This is a genomic window from Halocynthiibacter sp. C4 (assembly GCF_028823805.1).
Classification (GTDB): Bacteria; Pseudomonadota; Alphaproteobacteria; order Rhodobacterales; family Rhodobacteraceae; genus Falsihalocynthiibacter; species Falsihalocynthiibacter halioticoli.
Genome location: NZ_JAPEIE010000001.1, coordinates 1,420,563 through 1,432,649 on the forward strand (window position 1 = coordinate 1,420,563; position 12,087 = coordinate 1,432,649).

The following is a 12,087-nucleotide window of genomic DNA, read 5'->3' on the forward strand; positions in this document are numbered from 1 at the left end:
GTGAAATGCCCTTTGAGTCAAAAATGAAAAAGCGCCCCGGAAGGACGCTTGTTCTCGTTTTGATAAAAATATTTGGGTCGCGCAGGCGTGTCCTACGAAGCGAAATACGCTCCGACCGCTAGAGATCCTGCAATCACACCAAGTGCGATGATCCGATCAAGATTCAGCCCAACAAGGAGCGAAAGACCACGATATCCGGCTGTCAAAGTCTGCATGACGTACCTCATCCATTTCTATCACCCGAAGATGTAGCAATCGAATATGGCACAAATTGGGCAATTTCGGCAAAATTGCCTTAACAGAAGATATCCGTCGTGAGCCCCAGCGTCATAAGCGACAGGATCAGAACAAGCCCGAATGACATCAATATCCGCATCGCGCCATCACTAGGAGGTTTGCGGAATACGGCTTCATAAGCGTAAAACACCAGATGACCGCCATCGAGAACCGGAATGGGGAACAGGTTCATCAATCCGATTGCCGCCGATATCAGGGCAATAAAGCCAACGAAATCCATAAATCCACCACTTGCCGCCTGCCCGCTTGCTTGCGCAATGCCAAGCGGCCCGGCGATGTTACAGGTAGAGATTGCGCCCGTCACAAGGTGGTACATTCCAGACAGAGACAGCTTGATCACGCCATAGGTGCTCATCACGCCGATCTCAGCGGCCTCAAAAAGCCCCACGCTTTCGGTTGCTGGTGTAAAGGCAAGGCCGCTGCTTACGCCCATAAGGTAACGGGTTTCAAATCCGCCGTCCGCATCGGGAATGTCGGTGCGCTTTGGTGTGAGGGTCAGGCTGATCTCCTCCCCGTCGCGCCACAGATCAACAGCGATTTCCTGCCCGCCAGAGGCTTCGACAATCGGAATCATCTGCTCAAAGGTGGCGATCGGTGTATCGTTAAGGCGCAGGATAACGTCACCTTCTTCAATACCCGCGGCCAACGCAGCACTTTGCGGCGATACATTCTGAACGCGTGGTGGTTGAAGGTGTGGACCGAGGATGCTCATCGGCGTTCCGTCACGCTCGATCGCATACGTCAGGAACGGCTCGTCTCGTGGCAAATCTCTCAAGGCCGCAATCAAGGTTTCTTCGCCCTCAAGGCCGATTTCCTCAACCCCGAGCAAAACGTCACCACTCCGCAATTCCGCACTTCCTTGCGGCAGCGGCAATATCTCTCCAACGGTCAGAGGCTCTTTACTAACGCCGGTTGCGAGCGCCATGGCCGCAAAAATTACAATGGACAGGGCAAAGTTAAACAAAGGCCCCGCCGCAACGGTTGCTGTTCTTGCCCACAACGGTGCGCCTTGCATCGTGCGGCGCTTTTCACGCTCCGAAAGCCCCGTGAGCGCCTCCGGATCAGCGGCACTCGCCGCATTGGCGTCACCGGCAAATTTGACGTAGCCACCAAACGGCAGCGCCGCGACCTGCCACTTGGTGCCGTGCTTATCGACTCGCGAAAAGAGCACTTTGCCAAAGCCAAGCGAAAACACATCCGCATGAATGCCCGACCATTTGCCAACGATGTAATGGCCGTATTCATGGATCGCCACGATAATCGAAAGCACCACAACAAAGGCAACAAATGTCGCCAGCCCGCCGCCAAGCGATGGTAAAAACGTTGATAAATCCAAGAGTCGTCCTCGTTTTAAATTCGGTCGGCGCTCTGCCGATTATCCTGCCGTTAACTCCGGCGCGATTTCTCGCGCGCGAATTCGTGCAATCTGGTCATATTCCAGCGTGTTTTCCAGAGGGATCACGGCATTATTATGACCATTCGTTGCGGAAGGCTCCTCTGCCCAGAAATTCTGCAAAACGCGCTCAACCAAACGCGCCATATCCTGGAAGCCGATTTCCCCCGCGATAAAGAGATCGAGCGCAGTTTCCTTTGCCGCATTGAATATCGTTCCAGATAGCCCGCCCCGCTCCATCACATGATGCGCAAGTGTCAGCGCGGGCCACCGTTCGAAATCGGGAGCGGCAAAATCAAGCTGGCCGATCTTCGCAAGGTCAAGCCGCTCAACAGGGAGATGCGCGCGCTCTGGCCAGTTGAGCGCATAACCAATTGCGTGCCGCATATCGCTCGGCCCCACATGAGCCATCAACGCGCCGTCATTAAACCCAACAAGCGCATGCACGAGGCTCTGGGGATGTACGAGCACCTCGATTTGGTCAGGCCTGAAACCGAAAAACTCTTTAGCCTCAATAAGCTCCATCGCTTTGTTGAACATCGAAGCGGAGTCAATTGTGATGCGTTGGCCCATGTCCCAATTGGGATGTGCGCTGGCGTCTGCGACCGTGGCCGTGGCCAGCTTTTCCTTGGGCCAGCTTCGGAGTGCGCCGCCACTTGCCGTAATAATCACGCGCTCGACATGGGCAATATCCTCGCCCACCAGCGCCTGAAACACTGCTGAGTGCTCACTATCTACCGGTAAAACTTTAGCGCCATGTTTGGCAGCTTCGGACAATAGAAGCGGCCCTGCGGTCACAAGGCTTTCTTTATTGGCTAGAGCGAGCGTGCCCCCATGGCGCAAGCTGCGCAAACCAGGAGCGAGCCCCGCTGCGCCGAAAATCGCGCTCATGGTCCAATCTGTTGGACGGTCCGCTGCCTCGAGCAATGCTTGCTCACCTGCGGCGGCTTCAATCCCCGATCCGGCAAGCGCCTCTTTGAGCGCAGGCAAACAGGCCTCATACCCTGTCACGGCAATCTCGGCATTCAAACGTCGTGCATCTTCAGCAAGCTTTTTCACATTGCGCCCACCGGTGAGCGCCACAACGTGATACGCCTCCGGCGCGCGGCCGATCAAATCAAGCGTGGACTGGCCAATAGACCCCGTCGCCCCAAATACAGAAACGCGCCGCATGTCAGCCTCCGGCCACCAACGAGCCGACTGTCATGGCGATGCCGCCGACAAACCCAAGACCAACCATACCGTCGAACCGGTCCATAAACCCGCCATGTCCCGGAATGAGGTTGGAGCTGTCTTTAATGCCATAGCGACGTTTGTAAGAGCTTTCGACGATATCGCCCATTTGCGCGGCAAAAGACAGTGCGATGAACAGGATGATCGTACCGATGGTTTCAAGGTGAAAACTATGAACAATATCGCGCGTCTCAAACTGCGTTACCGAGATGCCGAGCGTTGCAGCTCCAAGCCAGCCGGCCACGGTTCCAGACCATGTTTTCTTGGGGCTAATGCGGGGCCAAAACTTGGGGCCTCCGAGCGTACGCCCCGCAAAATAGCCAAGCACATCTGTGATTACGACAATCGCAAAAAGCTGCACCGTGGCTTGCAAGCCGCCACCAAAGAGCCGCACATAGATAAAGAACGCCGCCGCGATCACAATCGCCACAGCATAGATCACGAAGCGCGCACGATCCCGCCCTTCGGCAAGCGCCCCGCGCATCATGCGCCAGAGTTCCCAGAGCATCGCACCGGCAATCCCGACAAGAAGCGCAACAAACCAAATGCCGCCAGCCCACGTCGCCCCGCCAGCGATTATCACCATCGCAATCGCAGATAACGTGCGCGGCGCGAGATCAGACCAGTTTGTCTTGGATTTCGGTAATTCGTTCATGTCAAAACCGCTCCGAAACGGCGCTCGCGAGTTCCGTATTTGGCCAAAGTCTCGGCGAAAACATCACGCGTGAAATCAGGCCAAAGTGTTTCGATAAATTCGTACTCGGAATAGGCCGACTGCCAAAGAAGGAAGTTACTGATCCGAGCCTCTCCAGACGTGCGGATCACGAGGTCCGGGTCTGGTAAAACATGCGTATCGAGATAACGCGTTAGCGTCGATTCATCGACCGTTTCCGGATCAAGATCGCCTCCCGCAACATCTTGCGCCAGTTTCTTGATCGCGCGGGCCACCTCATCGCGCCCGCCATAGTTCAGCGCAATGGTGAGGTTCACCAATGTGTTGTCTTTGGTCAGATATTCGAGGTTGTCCATCAGCTTCTGCAACTTCGGATCAAGCTGTCGCCGATCACCGATAAAGCGCACGCAGACACCTTTTTCCACGAGCTCTCGTGTCTCGCGCTGGATGTAACGGCGGAACAGGCTCATCAAGCCTGCCACCTCGCTCTGTGTACGCTTCCAATTCTCTGTCGAGAACGCGAAAATCGTCAGGTATTTGACCCCATGTTCGGGACAGGCTTCAACGATCTCGCGAACACGTTTCGCACCCGCGTGATGTCCGAAAAGCCGCGGCCGCCCGCGTTTCTGCGCCCACCGCCCATTGCCATCCATAATGATGGCAACATGTTCAGGGCCGTTTTCAATTGATTGGGGCACGCGGGCCACCTTTCGAAATAAAGGTCAAACCTGCATAATCTCGGCTTGTTTCGCTTCAAGCGCGCTGTCGATGCTGGAGATGTATTTATCGGTTAGATCCTGAACCTCATCACTCCAGATCTTGTGATCGTCCTCGCTCATGCCGTCATTCTTGGCTTTCTTGAGCTGGTCCATCCCGTCACGACGCACGTTGCGCACGGATACACGGGCGTTTTCGGCGTATTGCGCGGCAACGCGTGTTAGGTCGCGGCGGCGCTCTTCGTTCAGCTCGGGGATTGGCAACATAATGATCGTGCCGTTGAGTTGCGGGTTAATGCCCAGACCGCTTTCACGAATGGCTTTCTCCGCAGGGCCGATCAGCGCCTTGTCCCAAATGTTCACAGTGACCATGCGCGGCTCCGGAACGTTGACGGTTCCGACCTGATTGATTGGTGTTTTCGAGCCATAGGCGTCAACCATCACCGGATCGAGCATGCTTGCGCTGGCGCGGCCTGTGCGAAGCGATGCAAACTCCGAACGCAACGCCCCCATGGCGCCGTCCATCCGGCGTTCAAGGTCATCCATGTCAATTTCAAATTCTTCGTCGGCCATAGTCCACTCTTTTCTCTTATTCTGGCGGTTCGTTCCGTTATACGTCTATCCAGCAACCTTTGTATAGGTGCCCTCACCGGCAAGGATTCCTTTGAAGCCACCAGGCTCGTCCAGCGAGAATACGATAATCGGCAGGTTGTTGTCCCGCGCGAGTGCGATTGCGCTGGCGTCCATAACCCCAAGGCGCTTCTGCAAAACATCATCATAAGACACGTTGTCATAGCGCACGGCATCGTCGTTCTTGGCAGGGTCTTTGTCATAGACACCGTCAACCTTGGTGCCTTTAAAGATCGCCTCGCAAGACATCTCGTTTGCGCGCAGGGTCGCAGCGGTATCCGTTGTGAAATAGGGGTTGCCCGTTCCGGCCGCAAAGATACAAACACGTTTTTTCTCTAGGTGGCGCACGGCGCGGCGGCGGATATATGGCTCACAGACCTGATCCATCGGAATGGCCGAAATCACCCGAGTATGGATGCCCTGCCCTTCAAGCGCGCTCTGCATCGCAAGTGCGTTCATCACAGTGGCGAGCATTCCCATGTAGTCAGCCGTTGTGCGCTCCATCCCTTGCGCGGAACCTTGAAGCCCGCGGAAAATGTTGCCGCCGCCAATGACCATGCAAATTTCCACGCCAAGGTCGTGGCACGTTTTGACTTCACGCGCGATCCGCTCAACGGTTGGGGGATGAAGTCCAAAACCTTGGTCGCCCATCAGCGCTTCGCCGGAAATCTTCAGCATCACCCGCTTGAACGCAGGCTCCGCGCTTTGGGCGCTGCTTTCTGTTTGTGCTTCGCTCATCCCGCATCCCCTATAATTTGTGTGTTTGCTTTAGGGGGCAAAATGTCTCAAAACGGACGCGGGTTCAACGGCTAAACCACCGTCTCCCGTGCAATTTGAGCGAAAACCCGAGTATCTCGCAAAGCAAGGCAATCAATATGCAGGCCCTTCCCGAAATTCCCGCTGACAAACCGGTGTTGATTGCCGGTCCGACGGCCTCGGGTAAATCGGCATTGGCCCTTGAAATTGCCGAGCGACACGGCGGCGTCATTGTGAACGCCGATGCGCTTCAGGTTTTTGATGGCTGGAACATCCTGACCGCACGCCCTCCTGCCGAAGACCTCGCCAAGGCGCAGCACTATCTCTATGGGCATGTGCCATTTGACGCGAATTATTCCGTTGGCCATTGGTTGCGCGATGTGACGCCCTATTTGCAAGGAACGGGGAATGCGCGGCCGATTATTGTTGGTGGCACAGGCCTGTATTTTCTGGCCCTCACTCAAGGACTTGTGGAAATACCGGAAACTCCAGCCGAAGTGAGGCAATTGGCGGATACCCGCAAAAACGCCGAAGGGTTTGAGGCGCTTTTAGCAGAGCTCGACGCCGAAACCGCAAGCCGCATCGATACGCAAAACCCCATGCGTGTTCAGCGCGCTTGGGAAGTGTTAACCGCAACGGGTCGTGGGTTGGCCGCGTGGCAGGACGATACACCGCCCCCGCTCTTGCCGATTGAAGCGGCGACTCCAATTGTAATGCAGGCAGAGAAAGACTGGCTCAACGACCGAATCGAGCGGCGGTTTAACCAAATGATCGAGCAAGGCGCTTTGGATGAGGCCCGCGCAATGGAGCCAACCTTTGATCCGAACTACCTTTCTAGCAAGGCCATTGGCGCGCCGGAGTTGATTGGTTATCTGCGCGGCGAACACACGTTGGATGAGGCCATCGAAGCCGCGATCATTGCCAGTCGCCAATATGCCAAGCGCCAACGCACATGGTTCCGGAGCAAGATGAAGCACTGGTACCCCTATGTTCCCGTTTAGTTCGCGTCCTTCGTGTCACGGTTGTGGATAACTCGCGCTGAATTGTCCTTTTCCGACATTTTCCTTTTGGGATTGCCGGAATGCTGCGTCAAACTTGTCAGCAACGAACATACGACCGATCTCGCGTGTCTCCCTCGCCCGGTATTCACAATCAGATCAAATACTTGAATGTCGCAATTTCTGTGTCTGCTTACGGAAATGCTGCCTGCGATTAAAAACAACGGACTTGTGACATGACTCAAATTGCGACCAATTCACCTCACATCATGACTCCCTCCGAACTTGCGGAGCGGATTGCGCGGCCTGAACCTGAAGTGCGGATGACACCCATCCCGCAACTGGCAAAGGGTGGCCGTTGGCGGGTTGAGGCGATGCGGAGCTATTCAAGCTCGGTGTTCCTGTGGTTCACACGCGGCCAAGGCCGCATCACCGTAGGCGGTGTCACGCGCGGCTATGGTGCACATAACGCAATTTTCATTCCTGCAGGCGTCATGCACGGCTTTGAGGTTTCGACACAAGTCTTTGGGTCCGCACTGTTTATTCCGCCGCTCGATGGCATCTCCCTACCCCAGAAAAACATGCACCTGCGCATTCGCGAAACCGCCCCCCAGAGCGAGTTGACAGGATTGCTCGAAGCACTGCAGCGCGAAATTGAGGGAAATCGCCCAGAACGTCGCCGCGCCATGGCCTATCACACAGGGCTTCTAACTGTTTGGCTTCAACGCCAAAGCCTCTTGGCCGACCTCAATGACAACAGCGCCGATTCCGGCCAACGCCTCGCCGCGCGCTTCTCCGAAATGGTCGAAAAACACTACGCCGAGGGGATGACGATCAATGACTACGCCGACGCGCTTGGCGTTACACCAACGCATCTCACACGTGTCTGTAACAAAGCCTGCGGCCGTCCTGCTTCTGCGCTTTTGAATGATCGCGTTCTCTTTGAAGCGCGCCGTCGCCTTGTGGAAACAGAAGAGCCAATCCAAGACGTCGCCGAGGCGCTCGGGTTCCGCTCTGCGGCGTATTTCACCCGCGCCTTCCAGCACCACATCGGCTGCACGCCCTCAAGTTTCCGTCGCGACAACTGATTTTTTCCGGACTTTTCAAATCCTCCTCCGGCCCCTTGTCTGCTTGGCAATTGTCGTTTTTTGGCAGGTTTCATGTCGCTTTTGTGACTTGAAATGCCTGTCCCCGCTGTTGACGCGCCCAATTATACGTGCACCCTTAAACTCATAAGGAAAAACACACTGTCACGCGGCATCAATAGTGCGGCGCGGCTTAGCGACTGTGTTTAAACAATAATTGACGACTAGGGAGCCAAAAATATGACGAAAAAGACCATTACCGGAAAACCGGTCCATTCCGCCGCCGCCGCCTTCATTGACGAATTCAAGGCCGGAAAACTTGACCGGCGCGAATTTTTGGCCCGCTCTACGGCCTTTGGTCTGACAAGTGCCGCGGCTCTGACAATTGCGGGCGCACCGAAACCAGCTGCTGCTGCCGAAGCTCAGATGGGTGGCACATTGCGCATTCAACAATCCGTACGCGCTATGAAAGAACCGCGTCTTTATGATTGGTCCGAGCTTGGCAATGTGACCCGCGGTTTCCTCGAGTATCTCGTACTCTACACCAAGGAAGGTACATTTGAGCCTTACCTGATGGAGAGCTGGGACATTAACGAAGACGCTACCGAATATACGCTCAACCTGCGCAAAGGCGTCACTTGGAACAATGGCGATCCATTCACCGCCGAAGATGTTGCGATGAACATCGAATGGTGGTGTGACGGCACAGTCGAAGGCAACTCCATGGCCACGCGTTTTGATGTTCTGGTTGACCCAGACACCAAAAAACTGCGTGAAGGTGCGGTTGAGGTAATCGACGAAACGACCCTCAAACTCACATTGCCGCGCCCTGACATTACGCTCATCGCGGGTATGGCCGATTATCCTGCTGCGATTGCGCATAAATCCCTCAATCATGGTGATCCGTTCGACAATCCGGTTGGAACAGGCCCCTACATCCCTGAAAGCTATGCCGTGGGTGAAAGATGCGTGCTCGTGCGCAACGAAGATCATACGTGGTGGAACGAAGGTAATGGCGCATGGCTCGACCGGATCGAATTTATCGACTACGGCGAAGATCCTGCTGCTTGGGTCGCCGCATTTGAGGCCGAAGAAGTTGACACCATGTATCAATCCACCGGCGATTTCATCGACATTCTCGACAGCCTCGGCCTTGAGCAATCCAGCGCCGTTACGGCCGCAACCCTTGTCACCCGCCCCAACTCGGAAACCGAAGTGGACGGGATCAGACCATACGAGAAAGCCTCGGTGCGCCGCGCTCTGGCGATGGCCGTGGATAACGCCGTTGTGCTTGAGCTTGGGTACAACAACCGAGGCACCGTGGCCGAAAACCACCATGTTTGCCCAATTCATCCTGAGTATGCAGAGCTTCCGCCCCCCGTTCACGATCCTGAAGGCGCGTTCAAAATCATGCAGGACGAAGGCATGGCCGATTACGAGCACCAGCTTGTGTCGATCGACTCTGGGTTCAACACCGACGCAACCGATGCCGTCGCCGCGCAGCTGCGTGATGCAGGCATGAAGGTAAAGCGGATTGTTCTTCCGGGTGCAACCTATTGGAATGACTGGGCAAAAATCTCGTTCAGCTCTACTGAATGGAACCAGCGCCCGCTAGGCGTACAGGTTCTTGTTCTTGCTTATAAGAGCGGTGTTCCATGGAACGAAACCGGCTTTGCCAACGCCGAGTTTGACGCGCTTCTTGATGAGGCGCTCGCAATTGCCGACGCCGATGCGCGCCGTGAAGTCATGGCGAAACTCGAAAAAATCATGCAGGATGAAGGGGTTACAATCCAATCCTTCTGGCGCAAGATTTACCGTCATTCGGTGCCGGGCCTCGTGGGCAACGAGATGCACCCGCAATTCGAGATTGCTCCGCAGTTCATCGGCTGGGCAGCTTAAATACGGACTGCAGGGTCGGGCTATCCGGCCCTGCGCCATTCGCCTGATCCGCGTTTGAAATCACGGACCAAGCCAAACAAAAGCACGGGTGGACTGCAAAAACCACCTCAGAACAGGGCTTTACATGGGGTACTTCATTCTTCGCCGCGTCGGCTTGATGGTGCTAACCGCGCTGTGCCTGACGTTCATTGTTTTCTTCCTGACCAACCTTGGCCCCAATCTTGAGAAACTCGCCAAGAGCCAAGGTTCCGTCCGTATGGAGGACGCACAGGTTGAAAGCTGGCTGGCGAAAAACGGCTTTGATCGCCCTCTCGTCACCCGCTACGGCGAATGGATCGGGGTTGTGCCCGGCTGGACCTATAAGAACGACGACGGACAGGTATCCGGTCGCTGTGTTGATGCTGCAACCGGTGAACAATGGGGAACCTATTGCGGCATCCTGCAAGGGTATTGGGGCGAAAGCAGTGTGTTCAAAACCGAAGTTGGCCCGCTGTTGTTGCAAAGACTGGCCCTCACTGGGAAGCTGATGTTCGCGGTGATGATGGTCATGGTGCCCGCCGCGCTCTTTGTCGGCATTATGGCCGGCATGCGCGAAGGGAGCCGCACGGATCGGACCTTCTCGACCATATCTATCCTTTCGACCGCCACGCCTGAATATGTCTCTGGCGTGATCCTGATCGCGTTTTTTGCCTCTTCTCAAGTCGGGATTTCGCCAATCCTTGCGGAATGGGGCTGGATCGAAAGCAAAACCCTGTTCAAAGGAACGGCAACCACCGCGGCCAAAGATGCCAACTGGCAGAACTTTACGCTGCCCGTCATAACAATCGCCGCCTATGGCATGGGCTATATCGCCCGCATGACCCGTGCGAGTATGACCGAAGTGATGACCTCGCAATACATCCGAACAGCGCGCCTCAAGGGTGTGAGCTTTCCGAATATCGTGATGAAACATGCGCTCCGCAACGCTTTGATTGCGCCTTTCACTGTTATTATGCTGCAGTTCCCTTGGCTGTTGAACGGGGTCGTGATTGTTGAAACCTTGTTTAACTACAAAGGCTTCGGGTGGACATTGGTTCAGGCCGCAAGCAACAACGACATTGATCTCTTGCTGGGCTGTTCTGTTGTTGCGGTTGTTGTTGTGTTGGTGACGCAGCTCATATCCGACATCGGGTATGTCTATCTCAACCCCCGCATTCGGTTGGCATAGGAGGCACTCATGGAAACCATCGGTTGGGGCGCCATCATCCTACGCATCCTCTTTCAATTCTGGCCCGTGTGGATTGCGCTCGCAGCAACATTCGCCCTATCGGTTCGCTATAAAAAACGGCTGGGCCTATACGGCAAACTCTTTGACAGCCCCATTGGCATGATCGGATTTGCGATTGTGATGTTCTGGGTCTTTACGGCAATCTTCGGTGCGGCTGGTTTTATCTTGACCCATCCGCCGCTTGAACAGATCTCAGGCCTGAAAAACAAGGTTCCAGGCACACCTTTGCCCGACGGGGTTGAAGGCTATCCCTATTACCTCCTTGGCGGCGACAACCTTGCCCGCGATGTGTTTAGCCGCATGGTCGTCGGTGCATGGGAAGTCCTGAAACTCGTACCTCTGGCGACAATCTTCGCCTTTATGGTCGGCATCACACTGGGCCTTCCGGCGGGTTACTATGGCGGGAAGCTCGACACGAGCCTATCGTTTGCAGCAAACCTTGTACTGGCGTTTCCGGTGATCCTGTTGTTCTACTTATTGGTAACGCCCGAAATCGTTGAAACGGGCCTGCCGAGCTATATGGCGGCCGTGCTTTTCCTGTTTCCGCTGATTTTTGTCACGCTTGTTATCAACTCGCGCTACCACACCCAGCCGCAAACACGGAACCGCATCCTTGGCGTCACCTTGCTCATCGGTGGTGCCGCTTATCTCGCCGTAATCAGCGAAGGCGGTACGGCGCTGAACTTCGTACCAAACGCCATTGATTTCATTAGCATTCCTGGCAACACGCTGATTGTTTTTGTGGCCGTGGTGTTTGTAAACGCACCTTTGGTGTTCCGCATCGTGCGTGGGCTAGTGTTTGATATCAAGACCCGCGATTACGTTGCCGCCGCACAGACCCGCGGCGAAGGCGCGTGGTATGTGATGCTCTGGGAAATCCTGCCTAATGCGCGCGGACCATTGATCGTCGATTTCTGTCTACGTATCGGATACACGACCATCCTGCTCGGAACACTTGGGTTCTTTGGCCTCGGTCTTGAGCCGGAAAGCCCTGACTGGGGCAGTACGATCAACGATGGTCGTCGCCTCCTCTCCATCTATCCTCACGCGGCCCTTGCCCCTGCGATCGCGCTCATGAGCCTTGTTCTTGGGCTCAACCTCTTGGCCGACGGGCTGCGTGAAGAAAGCCTGAAGGATTAA

12 protein-coding genes are annotated in these 12,087 nt (G+C 55.3%); 5 read left to right on the top strand and 7 right to left on the bottom strand.

Annotation, left to right across the window (positions count from 1 at the left end):
* Nucleotides 1–92: 92 nt before the first annotated feature.
* From OU789_RS06900 to pyrH, 7 genes are all read right to left on the bottom strand, one after another.
* Nucleotides 93–215, bottom strand: coding sequence for a hypothetical protein (locus OU789_RS06900; protein WP_263953126.1), 123 nt, complete (start codon nt 213–215; stop codon nt 93–95).
* Nucleotides 216–295: 80 nt separating this feature from the next.
* Nucleotides 296–1,633, bottom strand: coding sequence for an RIP metalloprotease RseP (gene rseP / locus OU789_RS06905; protein ID WP_274654392.1), 1,338 nt, complete (start codon nt 1,631–1,633; stop codon nt 296–298).
* Between the two features lie 39 nt (nt 1,634–1,672).
* Nucleotides 1,673–2,863, bottom strand: coding sequence for a 1-deoxy-D-xylulose-5-phosphate reductoisomerase (dxr, locus tag OU789_RS06910; protein ID WP_274654394.1), 1,191 nt, complete (start codon nt 2,861–2,863; stop codon nt 1,673–1,675).
* 1 nt (nt 2,864) lies between these two features.
* A complete protein-coding gene (locus OU789_RS06915) occupies nt 2,865–3,578 on the bottom strand; it encodes a phosphatidate cytidylyltransferase (protein ID WP_274654396.1) in 714 nt (237 codons plus the stop codon).
* Nucleotides 3,575–4,294, bottom strand: coding sequence for an isoprenyl transferase (locus OU789_RS06920; protein WP_446719159.1), 720 nt, complete (start codon nt 4,292–4,294; stop codon nt 3,575–3,577). Before OU789_RS06920 ends, OU789_RS06915 begins: the two co-directional genes overlap by 4 nt.
* A 24-nt stretch (nt 4,295–4,318) precedes the next feature.
* Nucleotides 4,319–4,885 (bottom strand): ribosome recycling factor, encoded by a 567-nt coding sequence (gene frr / locus OU789_RS06925; RefSeq protein WP_274654400.1) that lies wholly within the window; start codon nt 4,883–4,885, stop codon nt 4,319–4,321.
* Nucleotides 4,886–4,930: 45 nt separating this feature from the next.
* Nucleotides 4,931–5,680 carry a UMP kinase gene (gene pyrH / locus OU789_RS06930; RefSeq protein WP_263953120.1) on the bottom strand — a complete coding sequence of 250 codons (750 nt, stop codon included), beginning with the start codon at nt 5,678–5,680 and terminating at the stop codon, nt 4,931–4,933.
* Nucleotides 5,681–5,817: 137 nt separating this feature from the next.
* Between pyrH and miaA the strand changes: the two genes are divergently transcribed.
* From miaA to OU789_RS06955, 5 genes are all read left to right on the top strand, one after another.
* Nucleotides 5,818–6,699 (top strand): tRNA (adenosine(37)-N6)-dimethylallyltransferase MiaA, encoded by an 882-nt coding sequence (gene miaA, locus OU789_RS06935; RefSeq protein WP_274654405.1) that lies wholly within the window; start codon nt 5,818–5,820, stop codon nt 6,697–6,699.
* Nucleotides 6,700–6,932: 233 nt separating this feature from the next.
* A complete protein-coding gene (locus OU789_RS06940; RefSeq protein WP_274654407.1) occupies nt 6,933–7,784 on the top strand; it encodes an AraC family transcriptional regulator in 852 nt (283 codons plus the stop codon).
* A 237-nt stretch (nt 7,785–8,021) separates the two neighbouring features.
* Complete coding sequence (locus OU789_RS06945; protein ID WP_274654409.1) at nt 8,022–9,680, top strand: ABC transporter substrate-binding protein; 1,659 nt, start codon at nt 8,022–8,024, stop codon at nt 9,678–9,680.
* A gap of 124 nt (nt 9,681–9,804) precedes the next feature.
* Complete coding sequence (locus OU789_RS06950; RefSeq protein WP_274654411.1) at nt 9,805–10,887, top strand: ABC transporter permease; 1,083 nt, start codon at nt 9,805–9,807, stop codon at nt 10,885–10,887.
* A 9-nt stretch (nt 10,888–10,896) separates the two neighbouring features.
* Entirely contained in the window at nt 10,897–12,087 is a 1,191-nt protein-coding gene (locus tag OU789_RS06955) for an ABC transporter permease (protein ID WP_274654413.1), read from the top strand.